Annotated in this window: 21 protein-coding genes; 9 read left to right on the forward strand and 12 right to left on the reverse strand. The window is 27.2% G+C overall.

Annotation, left to right across the window (positions count from 1 at the left end; all coding sequences use genetic code 11):
* Positions 1-3: 3 nt before the first annotated feature.
* Both BM119_RS07540 and BM119_RS07545 read left to right on the forward strand, forming a co-directional pair.
* Positions 4-183 (forward strand): hypothetical protein, encoded by a 180-nt coding sequence (locus BM119_RS07540; protein WP_090040262.1) that lies wholly within the window; start codon positions 4-6, stop codon positions 181-183.
* A gap of 284 nt (positions 184-467) precedes the next feature.
* Positions 468-1,277, forward strand: coding sequence for a class I SAM-dependent methyltransferase (locus BM119_RS07545; RefSeq protein WP_090040264.1), 810 nt, complete (start codon positions 468-470; stop codon positions 1,275-1,277).
* Positions 1,278-1,842: 565 nt separating this feature from the next.
* Here the strand turns inward: BM119_RS07545 and BM119_RS07550 are convergent.
* Both BM119_RS07550 and BM119_RS07555 read right to left on the reverse strand, forming a co-directional pair.
* A complete protein-coding gene (locus tag BM119_RS07550) occupies positions 1,843-2,307 on the reverse strand; it encodes a hypothetical protein (protein WP_090040265.1) in 465 nt (154 codons plus the stop codon).
* Between the two features lie 338 nt (positions 2,308-2,645).
* Positions 2,646-5,234 (reverse strand): cation-translocating P-type ATPase, encoded by a 2,589-nt coding sequence (locus tag BM119_RS07555; protein ID WP_090040267.1) that lies wholly within the window; start codon positions 5,232-5,234, stop codon positions 2,646-2,648.
* A 567-nt stretch (positions 5,235-5,801) separates the two neighbouring features.
* Between BM119_RS07555 and BM119_RS07560 the strand changes: the two genes are divergently transcribed.
* Complete coding sequence (locus BM119_RS07560) at positions 5,802-7,463, forward strand: oleate hydratase (protein WP_090040268.1); 1,662 nt, start codon at positions 5,802-5,804, stop codon at positions 7,461-7,463.
* 222 nt (positions 7,464-7,685) lie between these two features.
* Here BM119_RS07560 and BM119_RS07565 read toward each other — a convergent pair whose 3' ends face one another.
* Together BM119_RS07565 and BM119_RS07570 are read right to left on the reverse strand one after the other, a co-directional pair.
* On the reverse strand, positions 7,686-9,428 hold the full coding sequence (locus tag BM119_RS07565; RefSeq protein ID WP_090040270.1) for an ABC transporter ATP-binding protein: 1,743 nt from the start codon (positions 9,426-9,428) through the stop codon (positions 7,686-7,688).
* A gap of 3 nt (positions 9,429-9,431) precedes the next feature.
* Positions 9,432-11,165, reverse strand: a complete 1,734-nt coding sequence (locus tag BM119_RS07570; RefSeq protein WP_177199342.1) for an ABC transporter ATP-binding protein — start codon at positions 11,163-11,165, stop codon at positions 9,432-9,434.
* A 370-nt stretch (positions 11,166-11,535) separates the two neighbouring features.
* Between BM119_RS07570 and BM119_RS07575 the strand changes: the two genes are divergently transcribed.
* Entirely contained in the window at positions 11,536-12,084 is a 549-nt protein-coding gene (locus tag BM119_RS07575) for a hypothetical protein (RefSeq protein WP_090040273.1), read from the forward strand.
* Between the two features lie 189 nt (positions 12,085-12,273).
* Here BM119_RS07575 and BM119_RS07580 read toward each other — a convergent pair whose 3' ends face one another.
* Positions 12,274-13,656, reverse strand: coding sequence for an HD domain-containing protein (locus BM119_RS07580; protein WP_090040275.1), 1,383 nt, complete (start codon positions 13,654-13,656; stop codon positions 12,274-12,276).
* 626 nt (positions 13,657-14,282) lie between these two features.
* Between BM119_RS07580 and BM119_RS07585 the strand changes: the two genes are divergently transcribed.
* Both BM119_RS07585 and BM119_RS07590 read left to right on the forward strand, forming a co-directional pair.
* Positions 14,283-15,269: a prolyl oligopeptidase family serine peptidase gene (locus tag BM119_RS07585; protein WP_090040276.1), complete on the forward strand. Its 987-nt coding sequence runs from the start codon at positions 14,283-14,285 to the stop codon at positions 15,267-15,269.
* A 245-nt stretch (positions 15,270-15,514) separates the two neighbouring features.
* Entirely contained in the window at positions 15,515-16,540 is a 1,026-nt protein-coding gene (locus tag BM119_RS07590; RefSeq protein ID WP_090040278.1) for an NERD domain-containing protein, read from the forward strand.
* A 130-nt stretch (positions 16,541-16,670) separates the two neighbouring features.
* On the opposite strand, the gene BM119_RS19805 is transcribed toward BM119_RS07590, so the two are convergent.
* Both BM119_RS19805 and BM119_RS19810 read right to left on the reverse strand, forming a co-directional pair.
* A complete protein-coding gene (locus BM119_RS19805) occupies positions 16,671-16,820 on the reverse strand; it encodes a clostri-philic family protein (RefSeq protein WP_177199343.1) in 150 nt (49 codons plus the stop codon).
* A 386-nt stretch (positions 16,821-17,206) separates the two neighbouring features.
* Positions 17,207-17,371 (reverse strand): hypothetical protein, encoded by a 165-nt coding sequence (locus tag BM119_RS19810; RefSeq protein ID WP_177199344.1) that lies wholly within the window; start codon positions 17,369-17,371, stop codon positions 17,207-17,209.
* 261 nt (positions 17,372-17,632) lie between these two features.
* Between BM119_RS19810 and BM119_RS07595 the strand changes: the two genes are divergently transcribed.
* Both BM119_RS07595 and BM119_RS19815 read left to right on the forward strand, forming a co-directional pair.
* The gene (locus tag BM119_RS07595; RefSeq protein WP_090040279.1) at positions 17,633-18,208 is read left to right on the forward strand and encodes a restriction endonuclease; all 576 of its coding nucleotides are present in this window, start codon (positions 17,633-17,635) and stop codon (positions 18,206-18,208) included.
* Between the two features lie 197 nt (positions 18,209-18,405).
* Entirely contained in the window at positions 18,406-18,582 is a 177-nt protein-coding gene (locus tag BM119_RS19815; protein ID WP_177199345.1) for a hypothetical protein, read from the forward strand.
* Positions 18,583-18,624: 42 nt separating this feature from the next.
* On the opposite strand, the gene BM119_RS07600 is transcribed toward BM119_RS19815, so the two are convergent.
* The 5 genes from BM119_RS07600 to BM119_RS19820 all read right to left on the reverse strand — a co-directional run bounded on the left by BM119_RS07600 (position 18,625) and on the right by BM119_RS19820 (position 24,491).
* Complete coding sequence (locus BM119_RS07600; protein ID WP_090040281.1) at positions 18,625-19,068, reverse strand: hypothetical protein; 444 nt, start codon at positions 19,066-19,068, stop codon at positions 18,625-18,627.
* Between the two features lie 71 nt (positions 19,069-19,139).
* On the reverse strand, positions 19,140-19,424 hold the full coding sequence (locus BM119_RS07605; protein WP_090040282.1) for a hypothetical protein: 285 nt from the start codon (positions 19,422-19,424) through the stop codon (positions 19,140-19,142).
* 161 nt (positions 19,425-19,585) lie between these two features.
* Positions 19,586-22,774, reverse strand: coding sequence for a DEAD/DEAH box helicase (locus BM119_RS07610; RefSeq protein ID WP_090040284.1), 3,189 nt, complete (start codon positions 22,772-22,774; stop codon positions 19,586-19,588).
* Positions 22,775-23,101: 327 nt separating this feature from the next.
* On the reverse strand, positions 23,102-23,743 hold the full coding sequence (locus BM119_RS07615) for a hypothetical protein (protein WP_090040285.1): 642 nt from the start codon (positions 23,741-23,743) through the stop codon (positions 23,102-23,104).
* A 601-nt stretch (positions 23,744-24,344) separates the two neighbouring features.
* Positions 24,345-24,491 carry a hypothetical protein gene (locus tag BM119_RS19820; RefSeq protein ID WP_177199346.1) on the reverse strand — a complete coding sequence of 49 codons (147 nt, stop codon included), beginning with the start codon at positions 24,489-24,491 and terminating at the stop codon, positions 24,345-24,347.
* 166 nt (positions 24,492-24,657) lie between these two features.
* On the opposite strand from BM119_RS19820, the gene BM119_RS07620 reads away from it, so the two are divergent.
* Positions 24,658-25,122, forward strand: coding sequence for a DUF4883 family protein (locus BM119_RS07620; RefSeq protein ID WP_090040287.1), 465 nt, complete (start codon positions 24,658-24,660; stop codon positions 25,120-25,122).
* Positions 25,123-25,304: the final 182 nt, after the last annotated feature.

Genomic DNA, 25,304 nt, shown 5'->3' on the forward strand with positions numbered 1-25,304 from the left:
TATTTGAAACAAATAAGGATATTTAAAAATACTAACGAGTTGAGCTTAACTTTAGCTGTAAATGATTTTATAAAAAGTACTGAAGCTAAAATTAATAGCATTAACTTTAGTTCAACTGGTTGGGGTTTTTTATTTGGGCCTATATATTCTGTTATGATAGTTCTGGAAGAGAATGTAGAATAAATTTATGGGTGGTGGTATAACTTAATGGGTAATATTCATATAGAAAACACTGCAATTGCTTGCATTCATAACAAACTAAACAATATATACTCTTTGTCAGAAAGTGTTTTTGAGGCTTTTAAAAGTGACTATAATTTAAAAGTGTCATACTGTTTTGAGAATTGAAAGTTTATGAACAACGTGAGAAAATATCCTTCACTCTCAGTTTTCAATTTGTTACTTATAAAGCTTAATTTATAACTAATTAGAAGCTCGTAAGTAAAAATAAAAGGGGGAGATTATCAATGAGTAAATTTACAAACTTAAATTTAAGACATTGGAACGAAGTAGCTAAAATACACGAAAATGCACCTAAAGGCTATTACGATATAGAAAATTTTAAAAAGGGTACACTTTCTCTAAAGTCAATAGAATTAACTGAACTTGGAGATATCTCTAAAAAAAATATACTTCATCTACTTTGTCATATTGGATTAGATACCCTATCCTTAGCTAAACTAGGTGCTCAAGTAACTGGAGTTGATTTTTCTTCAGAGTCAATTAGTATAGCAAACAATTTTAATAAAGAATTAAATTTAAATGCTAAATTTATATGTTCAGACATATATGACTTAAATTCAAAGTTACATGAAAAATTTGATATAGTTTTTGCTAGTTATGGTGTATTTGTATGGTTAAAAGATTTAGATAAATTTATGAAAATAGTTGCTAGCTACTTAAATGAGGGAGGTATTTGTTATTTTGTTGATGGTCATCCATTAAGTATGATTATGCAGAAGGAAAACGGAGAGATGGTAATAACCAGATCTTATTTTGATAAAACTTTCTCATTCAATAACAAAGACCTTTCACATGATTATGCAGATAAAGATGCTATTATCGAAAATCATTCACATGAATTTTTTTATAATATAGGTGATATAACAAATTCTATTTGCAATGCTGGATTAAATATAGAATATTTACATGAGTTTCCTTATTGTAATCTTAATTATCATGAAGATATGATTAAATGTGATGATGGATGGTGGAGATTAACTAGTGGTGATACTATTCCATTAACTTTCTCACTTATGGCAAGGAAATTCATCTAACCCCAAAAGTAAAGTCTAAGCAACTAATTTCTTCATCAGATAGTTTGCTAATGCTTAGGCTTCACTTTTCTTTTAAATAATTCAATTGTATTATGATATACACATTTTCAATATGGAGTTGAAAGTTATAGAAATTTATAATTTTTTTATCCTACAAACTCTCAAAATTTCTAAAGAAGATTATACATAAGAATTAATTTCAGTATTTTTTCCTACAAAATAATTATCATACATGATAAATTTTTTATTTAAAGAATTGTATCCATTATTCCTCAATGCTAAAATTCTCTCAATTGCTTCATGAAAAGCCTTGGTTAATATCCTGTTTCATTGATCCAATTAAAATATGAAACCATTGATTATGATTGGATCATTAAAAATACTCTATAAAATCGCATATAAAAAAATTATAGTAAATAAAAAATATCATTGCTTTAACTATACAAATGATATTTTTATTCACAATTAAACTTTATTTAAAAATCCTTCCATTCTAATTATCTCTCTATTTCCCTTTTACAAAACATTATGACTCTCTTAACTTTCAATTTGTTACATGGGAAGCTTAACATTTGATAATATAATCTAATATGGTATTTGCTATTTCAGCTGGATTTTTATCTGTGGTGTCAACATATAAAATAGATTCCACGTCATCAAAAGATGCCACTTGTCTTTCTATCATTTTTTCTACAGCACTAGGAAGATTACCTCTCATTCTTTTAGCAAATCTTTCTTTAATAAAATCTAAATCTGATGCAAATTTCACAGTAATTGAATTATTAATACCTTCAATTTTAGATAAACTCTCTTTTTCTGAAACAATGTAAATAATTGATTTATTAGAAATATCTTTATCCTCTGACGCTTTACTCAGATTTTCATTAAAAACTTTCCATGCTTCATTCTCATTTTTAGCTAATCTTAAATAATCTTTGCCTGAAAAAATTTCACTTGGTGTTAATTTACTCAGTTCCTCTGCTACCGTTGATTTTCCAGTACAGCTTGGACCCATAAAAATAAATAACATAAATATCCCCCTTAGTTATGTTGATCTATTTAACATTTTTACAATATTATACCTTAAATCCATTGATATTACAATAATTCTTGTATTTTATAACATTATTTTCTAATAAATTGATTTTAAATATTTTTTTATAAGAAATTTACTATTTCTATTGTTTTAATATACAAAAACTTATACTTAAAATTTAATTAAAACAAAAATATCCCTGGTATAAAATTCTTTTAATCCCAATAATAGATTGTGCGAACTTATCCAATGATATCTTATTAGACACAAAATAGACTAGCATACTGACTTGTTATTTTTTTAAATGTGCCTTAAGTTAACCCTTTATATTGTTATTTTGATATAAACTTACTAACTTCCATAAGCAAACTTGCACCTATAGCTAGTCCAAAACATGTTATAAATGTAGTTAAACTATATGCTGTAGGAATAGCAAATACTTCTCTCATTAATGGTACTAATGTTATACTAAACATTACTAAACAAATACCAACTGCACCTAAAACATACTTATTGGTTGTAAAACCTAATTTAAATATTGTATCTGTATTAGATCTTGAAGCAAATGTTTGTATTATTCTAGATAAAGTAAGTGTTGAGAATGCCATTGCTGTACCAAACTCTGGTGAAATCTTCATTCCTAAGTATTGAGCTATTATAGTAACCATACCTATTATAGATCCTCTTATAGCTACAAATTTTAGTGTTCCCCCTGATAATATGCCCTCATTTTGCTCTCTTGGAGGTTTATTCATTACACCTTTTTCTGATTTTTCAAGTCCAAGAGCTATTGCTGGTAATGAGTCTGTTACTAAGTTTATAAATAATAACTGTATTGTTGTAAATGGATTAGACCAATTTGCAAATACTGCAAATAATATAGCTATTATTCCACCTAAATTTCCTGCGAAAAGATATGTTATTGATTTTTTAATATTTTCATAAACTGTTCTTCCAACTTCCACAGCCTTAATTATTGTAGCAAAGTTATCATCTAGTAAGACCATTGATGCCGCATCCTTTGCAACCTCTGTTCCACTTCCCATACCTATTCCTATATCTGCCTGTTTTAAAGCTGGAGCATCATTTACACCATCTCCTGTCATAGCAGTTACCTTACCTTTTCTTTGCCACGCCTTTACTATTCTTATTTTATTCTCCGGTGAAACCCTTGCATATACTGATATTTTTTCCAAATCTCTATCTAATTGTTCATCACTTATGTTATCTAATTCTTGACCTGTAAGCGCTAAATCATCTTCAACCATAATCCCTATATCTTTTGCTATTGCTGCTGCAGTTGTCTTATGGTCCCCTGTTATCATTACAGTTTTTATTCCTGAATTCTTAGCTTCCCTTACTGCGTCTTTAACCTCTTCTCTTGGAGGGTCTATCATAGCCATAATTCCTACTAAAGTTAAATCAACTTCATCCTCTATAGCTGGCACAAAATTTTCATCATCTATATTCTTAGTTGCAAATGCAAGAACTCTTAACGCCTTATTAGAGAAAGTTTCATTAACCATTCTATACTCATTTATTATATCTTCAGTTATTGGCACTAACTCTCCATTGTTTAAAGCATATTTACATCTACTAAATATCACATCTGGAGCACCTTTAGTAAACATTATAACCTTGTCCTCTATTTTATTTACAGTGGACATAAGTTTTCTATCTGAATCAAATGGTAATTCATTAAGTCTATCATACTTTTCTCTAAGCTCTTTATAATTCAATTTGTTCTTTTTAGCATAGTTTATAAGTGCTACTTCTGTTGGATCTCCTATTTCTTCTCCATCATTTGTTATATCTGAGTCATTACAAAGTGTAGACGCTAATGATAAAGCTAATTCTTGTTCTGCTAAGCTCTTGCTTAAATCACTCTTTTTAACGCCATACATATAAAGATCAACAACAGTCATTTTATTTTGAGTTAATGTTCCTGTTTTATCTGTACATATTACACTTGTGGAACCTAATGTCTCGACTGCTGGTAACTTTCTCATTATAGCTTGTTTCTTTGCCATTGTGTTTGTTCCAACTGCTAAAACTATAGTAACTATTGAAGATAATGCCTCTGGTATGGCTGCAACTGCTATTGCTATTGCAAACATAAAGGATTCTACAAGATCTCCACCTCTAAAAACTTCAACACCAAATATTATAAGTGATAAAATGACTATACCTATACCTAACTTCTTACCAAACTCATCTAACTTTTTCTGAAGCGGCATTTCTTTATTTTCAGCATTTTCAAGTAAATTTGCTATTTTACCAACCTCAGTATTCATACCTGTATTAGTTACAATATATGTTGCTCTTCCATACACTACCATAGAACCACTAAATACCATATTTTTTTGATCCCCTAGTGCACAGTCTTCTTCTATCTTGTCACAATGCTTAAGTACTGGTTCTGATTCACCTGTTAACATACCCTCTACAACTTTAAAGGTTTGTCCCTCAATTATTCTACCATCTGCTGGCACATAATCTCCAGCTTCAAGTATTACAATATCTCCAACAACTAATTCTCTTGATGGTATTGTAATTTTTATATTATCTCGTATTACCTTTGCATTAGGTACTGATAATTTTTTTAAGCTTGCAAGAGAACCCTCTGCCTTCTTTGTTTGGACAACTCCAAGTATTGAATTTAATATTAAAACTGCAAAGATAATTGCTGATTCAACCATTTCTCCTAAGAATACTTGTACCATTGCTGCAATTAAAAGAATTATAACTAGTGGGTCCTTAAAGCTTTCTATAAAAAGCTTCCATGTTGGAGTTTTTTCTTTCTCCTCCAACTCATTATATCCTTTCTCAATTAATTTTTTCTTTGCTTCTTCAGTATTCATACCCTTAACATTACTTCCTAAGGTATTAATTACTTCTTCTGAACTTTTTTTGTAAAACATACTTTTTCCCCCTTAAATATTTAAATAAAAAAGACCCTCAAAGTAAATAATACTAATATTATCTACTTTGAAGGTCTTGCTAATAAGTCTTATACTTACTAATTAACCGGAACTTTACAGTCCGAAATGACGGCTAATTATCACTTTTCAATGAAAGCTACTCCCCTTCAAGGGAATTTTTTATTAAGTTATGTTTATAATATATATCTTTTTTCTATTTTATGCAACATATTTTTTAATAACTTTACATGTTTTTAACAAAGTCATAACCCCTACCCTTATAAAAACATCTCTTATATAATTTATTAAATTCTTTTTATATTTAGTTACTATCTTAATAATCATTGACACACTCTAAAATTATTTCTGGAATTTTTTTACACAAACCCTCGAAAGTGAATAATTGCAATTATTTTTACTTAGACTATATATAGTAAAACAATAACAGAGTAAGCAAGCAGATTTGGAATAAAAGAGTTTTGCTTACAATATATATACTAACATCTAATACTATTAAAAAGGGAACGGAGGAAAGTGATATGAAAAAAAAAATCAATCAAAAATAATATGAACATATTACTCACTTTAAGCGCAATAGCTGGTGCTACTACTGTAGCAATAGTTGGCACAAATAAGCTTAAAAAGAAATCTAAAACACCAGTACATTCAAATAAAAACAATGAAAATAAACAAGTTTACTTTATTGGAGGATGGCTGGCTTCCTTGTCTGGTGCAGCTTACCTCATAAGAGACTGTAGTTTCAAAGGAGAAAATATTCATATTATTGAAGGAAGAAAAGTTCTTGGAGGAAGTAATGATGGTGCAGGAGATTCAATAAATGGTTTCGTATGCCGTGGTGGTAGAATGTTAAACGAAGAAACTTATGAAAATTTCTGGGAATTATTTTCAAGTATACCTTCTCTTGATATGCCTGGTAAAAGTGTTTCTGAAGAAATTCTTAATTTTGACCACTTGCATCCAACCCATGCACAAGCACGTTTAATTGACAAACATGGAGTGATTCAAGATGTGACTAGTATGGGCTTCAACAATACTGATCGTATGGCTCTTGGTAAATTAATGATTACCCCTGAGGAAAAACTAGATAATATGACTATTGAGGAATGGTTTAGTCATACCCCACATTTCTTTGAAACTAATTTCTGGCATATGTGGCAAACAACCTTTGCTTTTCAAAAATGGTCTAGCCTTTTTGAGTTTTCTCGTATTGAAACTTTAGAGGGTGTTACACGTACTTCTTTTAATCAATACGAATCTGTTATTCTTCCATTAAAAGCTTACTTAGATGACTTTGGAGTTGATTTCAGTATAAATGCAACTGTAACTGACTTAGATTTCAAACCCGTAGATGAAATTACAGTAACTGCTATACATATAGAAGAAAATGGCGGTAAAAGGGTTATTGAGCTAAATCCTAATGATGTTTGCATTATGATAAATGGTTGCATGACTGACTGTGCAAGTCTAGGAAACATGTACACTCCTCCAAAATATATCCCTGATAACCCAATGTCTGGTGAACTTTGGACAAAAATAGCTAAGAAAAAACAAGGACTTGGAAATCCAGAACCATTCTTTGGTCACCCAGATAAAACTAACTGGGAAAGCTTTACTGTAACTTGTAAAGGCAATAAATTTTTAAGACTTATTGAAAGGTTATCTACAAATATTCCGGGTAGTGGTGCCTTAATGACGTTTAAAGATTCTAATTGGTTAATGAGTATCGTTGTTGCAGCTCAGCCACACTTTAAAAGTCAGCCTCTTAATACAACTATTTTCTGGGGTTATGGGTTATTTACAGACAAAATTGGTGATTATGTAAAGAAACCAATGCGCGATTGTACTGGTGAGGAAATACTAATAGAACTTTTACATCACTTACACCTGGAAGATCTACTAGATGAAATTATGGAGACAGTAACCAATGTGATTCCATGTATGATGCCCTATATAGATGCACAGTTCCAACCTCGCAAGATGTCTGATCGTCCACATGTTGTACCAAAAGGATCAACAAACTTTGCTATGATTAGTCAGTTCGTTGAAATTCCAGAAGATATGGTATTTACTGAAGAATATTCTGTACGTGCAGCAAGAATTGCTATATATACTCTATTTGATGTGAAAGATAAAAAGATTTGTCCAGTAACCCCTTACAAAAGAAACCCTAAGATATTAAAAGAAGCATTAAAAACTTCTTATAGATAAGATTTTTAATAGAATGATCCTCTCTTTTAGGTAAAATAAAAAAAGCATTGCTTACATTAAGAATTCCAATTTATTAGACTATAATCCGGTTATTGGAATTTAGTAATCAATGCTTTTTTATATATAGAATGTTCAGCTAAATTTATCTATCTATGGTACTCATGGAATATTTTTGAGAATCACTTGATAATCCTATACTCTGGTACATATGATTATATAAAATTATGCTTTTAACCTAAATTGATTGTTATAAAGCTCAGAATAAATCCCATTTATAGCTAAAAGCTCCTTATGAGTTCCCTCTTCTCTTACCTCTCCATCCTTAAGAACTATTATCTTATCAGCATTTAAAATAGTCTTTAACCTATGAGCTATTACAAAGCTTGTTCTTCCCTCCATAATCTTATTCATAGCTTCTTGAATTTTAGCTTCTGTTCTTGTATCTATGTTACTTGTAGCCTCATCTAAAATTAATATATCTGGGTCCATTATTACAGTTCTAGCTATGGCAATAAGTTGCTTTTGTCCAATACTTAAATGTCCTGTATCCGTGTTTATTATAGTGTTATACTTATCTGGAAGTTTTTCAATAGCATCATGCACATTAGCTACTTTACAAGCATTTATAATTTCATCCATAGTAGCATCTGACTTTCCATAACTTACATTTTCAGCTACTGTGCCTGTAAAAAATAATGTATCTTGAAGAACTATTCCTATACATTTTCTTAAGGATTCCATTGTTATATCTTGTATTTCTATATCATCTAAGTTTATAGATCCACTATTAATATCATAAAACCTTGTAAGAAGATTCATTATTGTTGATTTACCTGATCCTGTTGGCCCTATTAATGCAACCATATTTCCTGTTTTTGCATGAATATTTATGTCTTTAAGTACCATTCTTCCCTTGTCATATCCAAAGAAAACCCTAGAGAATTTAACATCTCCATCTAAAGTTTTTATATCCTTAGCACCCTGTTTATTTACAATTTCAGCCTCTTCGTCCATAATCTCAAATACCCTATCTGCTCCTGAAACTGCAAGCTGAAGTTGATTGTATAGGTTTGCAATTTGATTAAGAGGTTGGAAGAACTGTCTTGCAAAATTTATAAAGCTTACAATTATACCTACAGATGCCTTTCCATTAAGAGTAAGATAGGCACCAACTCCAACAATTAGTGCAAGATTAATATTGCTTATTCCATTCATTATAGGCCCCATAATTCCAGAATAAATTTGAGCTTTTACTGAGACCTCTTTTAAAGAATTATTTGCCTTTTTGAATTCTTCTAATGTTTCATCTTCAACCCCATAAGCTTTTATAACCTTTTGACCTGAGATATTTTCATCTATATATCCATTTAAAGCCCCTAATCTTTCTTGTTGAAGTGCAAAATTCTTTTTTGTTGTTCTTGCTATATATAAGGTTATTATAATAATTAAAGGTGTAGAAACTATAGTAACCAATGCTAATTTAAAATTCAATATTATCATAAAAATAAGAACACCTATAAGGGACAAAATATTAGCTATAAATTCTAATATACTTTGGTTAAGTGTTGTATTTATATTATCAATATCATTAGTAAATCTACTCATAAGCTCTCCATGAGAATGAGTGTCAAAGAATCTTAAAGATAAAGATTGCATCTTAGAGAACAAATCTATTCTTAAATTTTTTATAGAATAGCTACCAATTCTTATCATTAAAAAGTTTTGAAACCAATTAAAAAATGAAGTTAAAAAGAAAATAGTTCCAAGAATAATTAATATCTTTTTTAGACCAATCAAGTCATTATTTGTTATATACTTATCTATTGTATATCCCATTAAGAAAGGTCCTACAAGTTTTGATACAACATATAAAAACACCAAAATACAAATAAAAAATAATGTTCCCTTAAATCTTTCTATATACTCCAATAATTTTCTTAAGGATGATTTCTTCTTTTGTTGCATAGTTTAACCCTCCTTTCCTATTTGGGATTTATAAATTTCGTTATATATTTTATTATTCTTAAGCAATTCATCGTGATTACCTAGTCCAGTTAAAACCCCATTATCTAAAACAAGTATCTTATCTGCATCTATAACTGAGGAAATTTTTTGGGCAACTATAAAACATGTTGTATCATCAAATTCTTTATTTAATGCTTGTTTAACCAGTTCCTCTGATTTTGCATCTAACGCACTAGTACTATCATCTAATATTAAAACTGATGGAGTTTTCACAAGTCCTCTAGCAATGGATACTCTTTGTTTTTGTCCTCCAGATAGATTGCTTCCCTTTTGATATACAACAGAATCATATCTTTCTTCAAACCTTTCTATAAATTCGTGGGCTTGAGATGCTTTTGCTGCATTTCTTATATCTTCTAGTGAAGCATCCTCCTTTCCCTGCTCTATATTAGTTCTTATTGTTCCCGAAAACAATAAAGCTCTTTGAAGAACTATAGACATGTTATTTCGTAAGGTTTTCTCTTTATATTTTTTAACATTTATATTGTCTATTAAAACCTCACCCTTTGTTGCATCATAAAACCTTGGTATAAGTTCAACTAAAGTGGTCTTTCCTGCTCCCGTTGCTCCAACTATCCCAACAGTATCTCCATTTTTTGCTGTAAAGCTAATGTCTTTTAAAACCCACTCTTTATCACTATCTTCATATTTAAAAAACACATGTTTAAATTCTATGTTTCCACTTAAATTTTCTTTGTGAACTGGATTTTTATCTTCTTTAATATCTGGTTCTTCATTTAAAAGTTCTCTAACTCTTTTTCCTGATACTAATGCTCTTGATACTGTCATTAAAAGCATACCTGCAATTATAAGTGAAAACATTAATTGTAAAAGATAATTTATAAATGCAACTATAGCTCCTACTGCTATTCCACCGTTATAAGCTAAATTACCCCCAAACCATAGTATAAAAATAATTCCCATATTAATACTTAACATAAGCATAGGTATTATTAATGCAACAATTCTTGATGACTTTATATTCTTCTTCATCAAATCCATACTTTTTTCATTGAATTTATCTTCCTCTTTACCTTCTGCTACAAAGGCTTTTACTGTTCTTATGGCTGAGAAATTTTCTTTTATAATAACATTTAATTTATCCAATGACACTTGTGTATCTAAGAATACTGGATATGATTTTTTTATAATTAAATATAATAGAATTATTATAAAAGCTGTAAGAATAAATATAATAGGTGATAATTCTTTAGATGTTATAATTGCCATTACAAGACTACCAATAAACATAAGTGGAGATCTTATTAAAATTCGAAGACTCATAAGAACAAAATTTTGAAGCTGATTTATATCATTTGTAAGTCTTACTACTATGTTGCTTGGATTAAGTTTATCTAAGTTTTTAAATGATAAATGTTGAACCTTATTAAATCCATCTTCTCTTAAAATTGTGCCAAAATTTTGAGAAACTATAGTTGCTAAAATTGTATTTATTATTCCACAGCATAACCCAAAAACTGCAACAATGGCCATTATTGTTCCAAATTTTAGCACTAACCCCTTATTGCCATATGCTATCCCTTCATCTATAATTTTTTGAGTTAAATAAGGCTGAAGTAAATCACCAACTACTTCTAAAATCATAAATATGGGAGCAATTATTAATATCTTTTTTGAAGATTTTAAATAATTCCATATAAAATTTATAAAAGACATAAAAATCCTCCTCTTTTGTTTTGTGAATTTGTATATCATTTTCTTGTACATAAAACATATACTAAATTAAGATTAATCATAATATACCTAGGTATATTATGTGATAAATTTAAAATATTATTACTGAATCTACAAAAATGACAAGTTTTAAATAAGTTGAATGATAGCCTTATGCTAGTTTAATTTTTAACTTATAGTAGGTTGTTTATTTACTTATCTTATTTACATAGTTTACTTAAAAGTGGTTTAAGTATTAAGCGTTGCGACATAAAAAAGTTCACTTTCAAAAATAGTAAAATTATCAATTTAATATGTTACAATTAAAGTAATAATCTTAAATATTAAGTTGATTAGGAAGGAGAGTTTCTTTATGAAAAATCTTAAAAAGATATCTTTCTTATCTATAATTTGTTTCTTATTTGTTTTTGCAGCCTGTAGTGGCAGAAAACTATTAAAAATTCCTGATAAAATTATTGTTTACAAATCAGGTGAAGCAAAAATCCTTAGCCCCAGCGATAAAATTTTCAAAGAAATAGTTAACTTAACAAACAAAAGAATAGATGAAAATAAAGTTTCAACAGTTAAAGATGGAGGAAGTATAAACAATAAGTATATTAATGATTTAAAAAGATCTACTTTAGCTGTTGAATTTATATACACCTCCAGTCAAAAAATGGAAGCTAAAGAGGATGGCTTTACCCCTATGAATTATTCTAGGCTATTTTTTCAACTTAAAGATTTAAAGCCTGATAGTAGTGACGGATATAATAGCTATAATAAAACATTTCAATATGGAACTGAAGAAAATTACACTGGCTCTTCAAGAGGACCAATAACAGAATCTAAAGAATTAATAGAATTAGTTGAAACTTTAGAAATGGATACAACGGTAGATGATTTATTAAATTACCTTCATTAAGGAAAGTCACATAAACATGAAACTAGAATGATAAGCACCATAAACAAGCAGATTTCACTATCGCTTATCATTCTAGTTTCATTAAGATAATTTTATTATTATGAGAAGGTAATAGAACTTCATAAAAGTGGGTGGGTATAATCAACACAAACTAGCTGGCTACACATATCATTGTTAATTCTCAATTACTTAACCTTCACCGTTATACTTATTTATTAAATCTTCTAATTCTACTTTCATACTACACTTACCTCTTTCCTGTTGTATAAGACTAAGCAGGATATCAATATTAAAGAAATAAATATCCTTACTTCTTTTAAATCTAGTTACTGGAGAAAATGTTGAAATATCCTGAAGTGTTCCGTTATTTCTTAATACCCATATGTTTTCTTTTTGGGTATTATAAATTACAGTTCTAACATTCTCTTCTATCCAAAAGTACTGATTTTTTAAGTCATCTATCTTTAAATTATACTTTTTCAAAATAATTTTAAAATCCTCTTTAAAATTATCTACATATGTTTGGGAATTGTCCATTATTTGAAGTCTTTTAAATTTCTCTCTATTTAAAATTACATTACATAAAGTCTTCAATATAAAATCTTCTCCATTTCTAAGAACCTTAAAAACATAAAATAATGTGCTATCATCCAAATCTATATATTCATCAAGTGAGAGTTTATCTTTATTGAATATGCTTAAAATTTCTCTTGGAAGAGGATAATTAAAAACGCCTTTATCCATAAGCTCTTCTATTCTCCTAAAAATTTTCTCTATTACATTTTCCATTTCACATTTATTATCATGGTAATAAACACTTTGATACATTTGGTATCTAGCTATTAAATATTCTTCAATGTCTGGAACGTTTTTTTCTGCTATACAAATATATATATCATCCTTATACTCAGTTAGTGACATTGAGGTTATTATTCTAGATAAATCTATATTTCCAAATTTAACTCCTGTACTAAATGAATCCCTTACTAAATAATCCAATCTATCTGCATCTAACTGACTACTTATCAAAGATGATATTATAAAGAATAAGTTTATATCCTTTTTATTACTTTTCCAAATATTTTTACTTCTAACTAAATATCTCTTAGATATTAGCTCAACTAAATCCATTGGAAAATTCTCATCAAAATTTTCCTTTAAAACTCTATTAATATTTCCTTCAGTATTTAAAATTATTTCCTTAGTCCATTGTTCATGAGATCTATTTAATATTCTCTCAAAACTATGAGAAAATGGGCCATGTCCTATATCATGTAGCAATGCCACTGCTAAAGCCAAATCTTCCTCTCTTTCATTTATAGATATATTAATAAAATTAAACTCTTCCTTAAAATGCTCTATTATTTTTTTCATAATATGAAATGTTCCAATGGAGTGTGAAAATCTTGTATGCTCTGCTGATGGAAATATAAGATTTGCAACTGAAAGTTGGTTTATTCTCCTAAGCCTTTGAAACTCTTTAGTTTCTATTAAATCAAAAAACTTCTTTTCAATAAATATATCTCCATGGACTGCATCTTTTATTATTTTTCCTTTACCTTTTCTAATCATATGTTTTCCCCTCTCCCCAAATTATTAGTTTCTGAACACTATATATTAAGTTAGTATATTCTTCTAAAATTACCAATACTTATCTTCTTAAATATGCCATACTCACCACTCAATAACTACTTACCCTGAAATTGTTTAACCCTATAACTTTTTACCTGTCACATTAAATTTACCATTTTAAAATAAGATGTTATACCATAATTCCATTGCCTTATAGCCTTAAGATATAATGAATTACTTTGTGAAAATCATTATTATTTAACATACATTCTAGCATATTAATATATATAATCCAAATATATAACTCTAAATTAGTAAAAACATAGCTTATTCAAAGATTTCTATAACTAACATATCCTATATAAATTAAAAAAACTTTTATATTTTTCATTGTATTAAGATCATTGTAATATTCTCATGTCTTAATCAATAATCTATCACTTCATAATATAAATCCATAGCTGAAATTCCATTGGTATATATTATTATTTTTCATATATTTCACCATATTAATATATATATCCCCATATGTATGTGTAAAACTTTCACTTATTATGTTAAATTTCCTGCTCACTTTATAATATTTAAATGTTATAATATACATTATTAACATTAAGGAGGTTTATATGAAAAAATTTTTTAAAGGTATTTTAGTGTTTCTTCTTATTATTGTATTAGTTCTTGGAGGCTTTTTGTTTGTGTTTAGACATAGAGTAAGCCTTTATGTTAATATAGGAAAACAATATTTAAAAATAAAGGACAATCCCCCTTCTTCTACTGATGTATCTTCTCTTTTAACTCCAATGGAGTCAATGGACTTTAAAGATATTGTCTATAAGGATACTAATGGTGTTCCATTAACATTAGACATATATGGTCCTAGAAAAAAACTTTCTAACGGCTCTCCTGTAATTTTATATGTCCATGGAGGAAGTTGGGTTTATGGTGATAAAAGTATACCTCAAGCAATTTCTCCATTATTTGATTCTTTTCGTGATGAAGGGTTTACTATTATAAGCACATCTTATGAACTTATAAGAAAAACAGTTAACTTTGATAAGCAGGCAAGTGATGTTAAAGATACATTACGTTGGATATATAAGAATAAAGATGTTTATGGATTTAATACAGATGAGATAGGTGTTATAGGAACATCCTCTGGAGCACATTTATCCATGCTAGCTGCTTATAGTTCAGATGAAGACTTTAAAGGTGATACTGCCTTAAGTAATTATCCTTCAGATGTTAAATATGTTATAGACTTCTTTGGTCCTACAGATTTAACTTCTTTAGATATGAGTACAGCTGGTTGGGATCTTGATAATGCCATAAAGACAACAAAGAATACACAGGAAATGATGAGAAAATATAGTCCTATAAATTATTTAAAAGAAGGATTACCTGAAACCTTAATTGTTCATAGTAAAAAAGATGAGGTTGTTCCTTTTTCTAACTCTACTTTACTTTATGAGAAGTCTAAAGAATATAACAATAAAGTTGAGCTTTTAACATTAGAAAATAGTGGACATGATCTCTCAGATGTTAACAGAGATGACGTTATTTCTCTTGCAACAAAAGTCCTTCAATTTATCGTAAAGAACTCACCACTTTAAATTTAATTTTTAAATTTGTACTTTCAAACAAACTTATTTATATACAAAAATACAAATTATGAAAGGTGGTAGAATGTATACTAGTTATATTTTCCTACCTTTTTCTCCCTACCAATATTACAAATGTAAAATAATCTTCACTATTAGCATCAATACCTTCTTAATACAAGCTTTAAATATGTATACATTTTTTATTTAAAGTCTTATAATTAACTTAATAATAATTACTAAAGAAGGTGAAATTTATGCTATTTTTAAACAAACTATTAGATGCAGTAAAAAACTTAGTACTATATAATAAATCAATTGAAAAACCTATATTTATAAAAGATTTTACAGAGGAAAATTCCCTTTTACACGACTTAATAGATCTTTCTCAAAAGGTTTCGTCTTATAAAAAGGAATTAATACTTAGAGATATCAAACTATTAAGATATGGGATTTTTGGAGAAAAAAAGGTTTATTTTCAGCTCAAAAACTCATTTGTCCCAATGTTATGTTTACATGATATAAGAATTGAACATAAAGAATTCTGTGCTCAACTAGATTTTATTGTGATAACAAATAAATTTATATATATTTTAGAAAACAAAAATTTATATGGCGATATTGAAATAACAAGAGATGGTAATTTCATAAGAATTATAAAAGATGATACTGGACATATCCTAAGAAAAGAAGGTATGGATAGTCCAATTATTCAGAATCAACGTCACATAAATATACTTAAAGATTTCCTTAAAGGAAATAATATTAGTATAAATGTGCCTATAAAATCTTTTATTGTATTTACAAACCAAAAATCTCTAATACATAAGGACAAGGCCCCAATCAATATTAAACATTCCTTAATAAAGCATGACCAAATATCAAGTCTTATAGAACACGATTTGAAAAACAATAGGAATACTTCATTAATAAATAACAAAGAGATGTATGATGTAGCTAACATTTTAAAAAGTAATCATATTGAGAAAAAGTATAATCTTCAAGGTAAATATAATCTAACCTCAAAGGATTATATTAATAGCACTAAAAATTCTTCTAATGATTTAAAGATTTATAAGGAACTTAAAAAATATAGATATAATACTTCTAAACAGAGAAACATACCTCCATATTATGTTTTTAAAGATTCTGAGCTTGATTTATTAGTATCTTTAAAACCTAAAACCCAAAAGGATCTTATAACAATCTATGGTGCTTATGATAAAAGGATTTATCTATATGGAGAAGACTTACTAGAGATAATAAATTCTCATTCAGCTTAATCTAAAGTTCTTATAATTAACTTTCTAGAATGAGAAATAAAAAATATTTTCTGGGAAATTAAACCATTTATTTGCAATAAAAAAGATTCCCTCTAGCTTTAACAGTGAAAGGGAATCTTTTTTAAAGTGATTAATGCCTTGATTCTATAGGCTCTCCATTAAAATTTGTGTATTCTGTAGGATTTTTAGGATTTCCTACATTATTTTGATTTTCATGAAGTCTTTGTCTTCTGTCTCCCTTTTGTGGCCCATTATTAGTTTTATTATCTTTCACCTTCATTATCAGCACCTCTTTTCTTTTTATTAGGTAATTCTAAGATTTAGATTATATAAACAGTGCAAATTAGAATTTATACACTAAGTTCATGTTTAATCTTTCACTTAGAAAACCTTCTAAAATCTTTTAGTTACTATTGTTTATTCCATGACTACAATTGCTAATACTTTAGAGCTTATCAATTGTGAGACATGTGCCTTTTAATAGTTCCTTACACAAGTTCTTCTAAGCTTCAACTTGAATAATCTATTGCTTTTAAGCAAATTTCATATGAAGCTAAGAATCTTTTAATAAACAATAGAAATATTTATAACTTATAGATCTTAGATAAAAATAGCTTATGCCTTTATTGAAGTTTTAATTCTTTAGTATATGTCCCTCATATTGGATTAATTAAATATTTTGGTAAATTTATCTCTAATAGTTTGGTTATTATTGATTATGGTTATATTTATCTCTATCCATCTATTACTTTGTTTTTTAGGGCGTACTAAAAAAGCTCCTAGTTTAGTAGTTAACTTTTTACCTTTACACTTACATTTTTTACTTTTCACAAAATCTCCCCCAGTATATGTATATTATTCCCTTGTAAATACTTTACATTGAAATGCACCCCTTTTGCAACACTTACTTTCATCATACAAATTATTAATCAAGTTTTCTAATGATGTTTTTCTTCATGTTATTCTGAAAAACTTGAAATCTAATTTTTATTAATAGATATACTTTTATGTAATTTCACATTTCATGAATTTATTTGTGTTTTTATGAATTTTATTTTTAAATTTGGTAATACTTACAAATGAGGTGATTTTATGTTTACTCTTAAAGGTATAATTTTAATAATAGTTTTTATGTACTTCCTAAAAATATCAACCGTCATCTTTAATAAAATTTTTAACTACAAAGATGAAAAAATTCAATTCTACATAGATATGAGAAAAGAAAGAATTGAATCAATGTCAGGCTATGAATTTGAAGGATTTTGTAAATGGCTATTTCAAGGTACTGGTGAATATTCCAATGTGGAATTAACCTCAGACTTTAATGATGAAGGCAATGATTTAATACTTACTTCAAACTCTGGTGAAAAGGTTTATGTCCAATGTAAGAGATACTCCTCTTTAAGTGAAGAAGAGCTTGAAAACATGAAAAATGAAAATCTATTAATAGGAAGAGCTCTTTGTCAAAAATTTGTTGGTTCTATGATATCTGAAAATATTACTACCGGAATCATAGTAACAACTGGAAGTGTAAATAAAAATGCTTTAGATTATATAGAAAAAATAAATTCAAATACAAATATGAATATTGATATTTTAACTATGAATGATATTGTAACTCTTATAGAAAATAATAAAGAAAATGAACTATATAGTGTAAGCGTTTAGAAAAATACAAGAAAATTTTAATATTGACTCCTCTTAAATTCAATAAAGGTTGTGAATTAAATTTTTATTTTTTAATCCACAGCCTTTTTATTTTCACGTCTTTAATATAAAAAACTATATTGTTAATAATCATTTAATCTTAACTTTCGTAATATACTATCTATTATAAATATATGTGAAATATCTAGGAGGTTATCGTGAATAAATTTACTATGTCTCTAATTTTCAATGCTATTGCTCTTGGTGTAGGGGTTGCAACTCTTGTTTTGTCTTTATTAAACCAGATTGATAATGTAAAACAAGTTATATCCCTTTTATCTATTGCTGTAATTTGTTTATCTCTTTCTAAATTTGATAAAAATACCATAAATTAAAATAGCTACAGTACTTATTTTTAAGTATTGTAGCTATTTTTTCTAAAAATCTTTAGAATTTCTATTTGAATCTATAACCATCTTATATCTAAAATCATCTAAAACTTTGATAGATTTTGTTATGTGTATAAGTTTCGTATTATTTACAGAAGTAGTAAATTCTATGTTATTAATAGTATCTTGTATCTCTTCACTTCTAATGTTTATGTCTTTTATATCTTTTTCCAAATTATCAACTTTACTTTTAACATTGCTCATATCTTCTTTTAATCCTGATACATCTTGTTTTAAAATAGATACATCTTCTTTTAGTCCTGACACATCTTGTTTTAAAATAGATACGTCTTCTTTTAGTCCTGACACATCTTGTTTTAAAATAGATACATCTTCTTTTAGCCCTGACACATCTTGTTTTATTTCTTTTACATCAGTTCTCATTGATCTCATTTCTTCTAAAATCTGAATCATTATTTTATTATCTTCCAATGGCTATACCTCCAAATTTAATTTACTTCATTATATCATACGGTTATATAATCTTTAAGTGGATATATTTTCTAAACATTACCTTCAATCTTAGTATCTTTTTTAAATATAGTACTTATTCCTCCACCAATTAACCCTAATATTATTCCTGAATAGAAGTTTAATCCCATAATTCTATATATGCCCAGTAGTATGAGTATAAAAACTATTAACCCTAGACTTTTCATAAGTTTTTCTTTTTCACTGTTTAAAATAAGTTTTTGAAGTGCTACCATACCCTTAAGATTTAAACCATTAAATAATATAAGTGAAATTAAAAAAGCCATTACAAATGTTATCCCAAAAATTAAAATCATGTTTTTACCCCCTATTATATAATTACATTAAATAACTACTGCTATCCGAAGGAAGATTCATTGTATTATATTCTATGTATACCACAAGCTTATATATATAACAACCATAAAAAACCATTATTTTTACCTCAATATTGTATATACACCTAGTTTTTCATCATCTAATTAAATAATTCCATTAATTCCTCATTTGATAAAGTCGTTAACACCTTTCCATCTTTAAGCTCTCCATTCATAACACTATTAATAAGCTCTTTCTTATCACTTTGAAGGGTAATTATTTTTTCTTCTATTGTTCCCTTAGATACCAATTTTATTACCTCAACAATATTTTTTTGGCCAATTCTATGAGCTCTATCTGTTGCTTGATCTTCTATTGCTGGATTCCACCAAGGGTCAAAATGTATTACTAAGTTTGCTGATGTTAAATTCAATCCTGTTCCACCAGCCTTTAAAGATATTAAAAACACTTTAACATTTTCACCTTCATTAAAATCATCTACTAATCTTACTCTTTCACTAGCTTTAGTTGAGCCATCTAAATACATATATTTTATACCATTTTCATCTAATATTTTTGATATATTCTTTAATACTGATGTAAATTGAGAGAATAATAATATCTTCTTTTTCTCAGCTATTCCTTCATTGACCATATCCATAGCAACTTCAACTTTAGCACTCCCCCCAGAATAGTCTTCAATTAAAAGTTTTGGATCTAAGCATAGCTGTCTTAACTTTGTTAAATAAGAAAACACTGTTATTTTATCTTCTTTATTAGTTTTAATCTTTTCTTTTATTTCATTCATATAAGATTTATAAATTTCCATTTGAGATTTATTCATTTCTACTAAGAATTTTTTCTCTATTTTATCAGGTAAATCTTTTAAAACATCTTTCTTTTCCCTTCTTAAAATAAATGGACGTATTAAAGTTTTTAAATCTTCTATATTATGGTCATAATTTATAATAAATTTCTTTTGAAAAACATCTTTTTCATATAAGTATCCCGGCATGATAAAGTCAAAAATAGACCAAAGTTCTGTTAGATTATTTTCAATTGGAGTTCCGGTCAATACAAATTTAGTCTTTGCCTTTATATTTTTCACTTTTTCAGTAATTTGGGACTGGGGATTCTTTATGTTTTGCCCTTCATCTATTATACAAAAGTCAAAAATAATGTTTTCATATAAATTAAAGTCATTTCTAAGAGTACCATAAGTTGTTACTAAAACGTCATACTCCTGTCTACTTTCTATTACTTTCAATCTTTCTTCTAACGAGCCATGAATAATTCCTATATTTAAATTTGGAGCAAATTTTCCAAACTCATTTTTCCAATTATATATTAAGGAGGTTGGTGCTATTATTAAGGTTTTTGAGTTGTTTTTACATAATATAAATGTTATGGCTTGTATTGTTTTACCAAGTCCCATTTCATCCGCCAGAATTCCCCCAAAGCCCATGTGCGCCAATGTCCTCATCCATCTATATCCTATTAACTGATACTCTCTAAGAGTTCCATTTAAACCTTCTGGTTCCTTATACTCTACATTTTTAAGTTCAATGATTTTACTAGATATATTTTTCAATATATCTTTTCCTTTAATAAAGTTTAGTTGGGTTTTTCTTATAATTTCTTCTAAATAATATGCTCTGTTATTATCAACTCTTATATCATTACTTTCAATAAAGCACTCACTAATACCTTGAATTAAATTTAAAAATTCTCCCACCTTATGGTCATTAAAATCAATAAATATATTATCTTTGGTTTTAAAAAAGTTTTTATTTTTATTAAATGCTTTAAACATATTAGCATATTCACTTAAATCAATATTCCCAAACTTATAATGTAAAGTCATATTGCCATTATCATCATAAATTTCTGATTCTATAAATGATGAATCATAAATCTTTAAATCATTAAAATCATTTTCCATGTATACTTCTCCAAGAGATAATAACTTTTCCTCTCCATGTTTTAAAAGTTCGTACACATCTTCATCTGATCCTATAAACACAAATTCGTCATTTCGTTTTATAAATTTAAGTTTTGAAAGCTGATTTTCTATAATACTTTCTTTTTTCATATCTCTATCAACTAAAGTGGTTTTATTCTTATCCTTTATAATGTCTATAGTCTCATCACCATATTTTAACTTAACACCACAAGTAATCTTTTCTTTATGTTTGCTCAAATAAAATTTAGCTGTTACAAGCTCACTTGTGTAATTTTGTATGCTTTCATGAAAGTTTATATCATTAGATATTGTTTTAAGTACACTTACTAGCCTTTTAAAAGTCTTAACATCCTTCTTAAAATTCATTTCATTAAATTTTTTTAATTTATCATAAAAAGGACTATATATTTCTATTTGCTCTATACTTGGTAAATAAATATGTCCATCATAAAAATACACATTCTTATTTTTGTTAAGAGGCATTGGGAATTTTTTCTTTGTTGTTAATATGAATCCATCTTCCCCATTTTTAATTGTAAAACTTATTGGTAGGTCTTTTTCTAGAATTTTTGGAGTATATTCTATATAATCGTATTTAAATGTAATTGTTTTTCCACTAATGGTTTTCAAGAAACTTCTTAAGTTATTTGGTAAAACCTTTAAATTCCTTCCATTTATAAGTGGAAACTGTGCCGAACTACTATTCTTAAGAAATTCTCTATTTATATTAATATATTCCTCTATGAACTCTATTAGTCTTTCATCTTCTTTAGAAAAATAGTTTATTTCAGACTTATATATGAATTCATTAGCAAATACTATGTCTTCACCTTTATTTTTCTTGTCTATAAAATTCTCTAAACTCTTTATAAGTACAGTATTTTTCTTTCCTATTCTAAATTCTGCTTCATAATAATCTAAAGAAGGATTGGTTATATAACTAAGTTTAATGTTTATATTTATTTTATTATCCATATCTCTTCTACCTATGAGTTTTTCAAGTATTAAATCTCCACTTTTATAGTTTTCCTTAGGATCTTTAATTTTACTCTCTAATGTCTTACACGCTAAAGAATAAAACTTACATGTTGTTGCTATAAGATGAGGACACAAAAAAGTTTTATTATACTTAGAATTTTCAATAAAACTTTCACATGAACACTTACTTTCTTCTAAAACTACCTTTCCAAGATTTATCTTTAAGTGAGTGTAATATTCCATTGAATTATTTTCATTTTTTACTCTTCCATATATACTATAAAAATTATTTATGTTCTTGCTGGTTACGTTTGATACCAATCCCTTATTAAATATTTTCTCCCCTTCTCTTTTAGTCCAGTTTGAAGTCTTAACAAATATTGCATCTACTAATTTATTTAAGTTCAATACCCTCACCTCATTTATTATTATATAACAAAAATATATTCTTTTACCACAAAGTTATGTTAGTGACAAGTTACAAGTTGGAGTGAACGAATGACAAATTTAGTTTGACATGCAATTTGATTGAAGTTTTATTCAACCCTCATCTTTAATAAGTATATAAGAAAGAGAAGCCCGTTATGAGCTTCTCTTTTTTAGGCAAATTCAAAAAAATAACAAGCCAGTATGCTTGTCACTGTAAACTTATCATTTAAATAAGCTTCATTCAACTCTCTACTTTAAAAAGTAACCATCTCATAAGATAATGGCTGTATTATAAAATAACTACCTTTAATCTTTTAGTTCTTTTGAAGGAAGTATATCCACTAAATCATTATAAGACTTTTCTTCCAAATACATGTAACTAAAATCATCTTCGTCTTTTATTGCCATAACAACTTCATTATTATTGCATTCACACTTAGTATTAAGCTGCTTTACATCCTTTATTGTTATGGACACTAAATCATTCACAGAATTGCCATTAAAATTGCTACAGTCTTTCTTGTATATTTCTTGAGTTGAATATATCTTATCCATTGTTGTAAAATACCAAATGTCCTCTTTAAAAATATTTATTATTCCAAAGTCGTCTTTAAAATCACTAGATATTATAAATACTGTGTTATTCTCTAACCACCATAAAGTATCAACATTGTTGCAACTAATTTCCTTATAGTAAAATTCAGAAATTTTTATTTTCTTTGCGTCCTCTGGGACAGTACATCTCGCTCTTTTATATTGTACTAGATTGTCCTCTTCTTCTCTTGATTCTTTTATAGTTCTATTATAAGATATAATTTTCAAAACTAAAATCACAAGTATAATTCCCAATAAACTTCCTATTAATAAATTCTTCATTAATGCCATCATAACAAGTATTCCCAAAACAATTATGCCACCTTTACTAGTAAACTCCATAAACTTATTCAAGTATACATCCCCCTTTCATTTGTTTCAATAGGTATTTTTATTATTCAAAATATATTAGTCACATTTAATATATTTCGTTCATATTTAGAGCTTCTTAAATATTTCTTTAGATTAAATTAATATTTTTTTAAAAATCTTTCATAATTTATAATCATTTTACATATAATGTATTTACTGTATAATCTTATTATATTACAATTTACTATAATAGTTAATATATTTTTTTGAATTAATTATAAATTATATGAAATATATGATTTATAAAAAAACATACAAAATACTTATTTAGCAAAAATAGGAGTTTAGGAAATAAACGAAATGAGATTTCTAATGAATTTTAAGAAAGGATAAATAAAGTAAATAGATAATAAAAAAGATATTGGTGGGGGAACCAATATCTTAAAGGGGTTATATAAATAAGGGGTTAAATATTTATTTGGCTTTACAAACATTAGTATAACACAAGTTTCTACAAATTAATGTTAATTTTTTGTTAACTCACCTCTTTTTTAGTTACTTTTTATTCTTTTTTTAATATTTATATATCCCCATTAAAAATTTACAAGAAATTTTGATTTCTTATTATTTCTTTATTAAGAATTTAGTTAAACTTATTGTTTAATACCTCTTCTACTTTTTCTAAATAATTATGTTTAGTAACTATATTACTTTCAAAAGTTTTAACTGCGTTTTTAGTGTAGTTGCCAACTGCTTTAGTTTTTTTTGAATTACTCTTTGACTTACTCATATTATCATCTCCTTAATTATATTCTAATAAGTAGTTTGTGATTTTTATTTTTTTAAATTCAAAAAAACTACTGTAAATTTAATGTTATTTTGCTTTAATCTGTTCTACATGGTTGTTTAAAAGCATATGTTAACTTTGAAAAGTATTTTTTTAAGGAGGCTTTTAAATGAAAAAGATATTATTATCTTTATCAATAATTATGACTGTATTTATTCTTTCTTCATGTCAATTATCAGATTATAATAAACAGAAACCAACAAATTTTTATTATACCAAATCTTTACACACTGAATTTATTACAAGTTCTAATGCCAAAGTATCTCTTTTTGATACAAATCTACATAAGGAAGTTGATATAACTTCTGAAGGTCTTAAAACAGTTGAAGATTTTATTGAAAACTTAAAACAAGAAAATTTTATTGAAAAGCCAGACGAGCTTCCTGAAAGTCCGCCTTATAAGCTATTTATATCTTTTAATGATACAAAATATGTTATAGATATTTTCAGCGATGATTTAATATCTATACATCCTTGGGATGCGATTTATACTGAAGATTATATGAATTGCACTAATGTCTACAGAGCAAATAATCTTTTTAAACTTTGTAAATATATAATGGGAGAAAATTAAGATTTGTACAGTTGCTGCTACACTCACTTCTTAAATTAGACATAAATACTGCTTAATAACTTCTTACTATGTATTTATTTCAATTAAAAACTAAACTTATTATTATAACTTTGTGATTTTTAATTTATCAAATGCCATTAGAATATATGAAAGAGCTTATATATAAAGGTTTGCTTGTTTTT

The organism is Clostridium frigidicarnis, assembly GCF_900111985.1.
Classification (GTDB): Bacteria; Bacillota; Clostridia; order Clostridiales; family Clostridiaceae; genus Clostridium_Z; species Clostridium_Z frigidicarnis.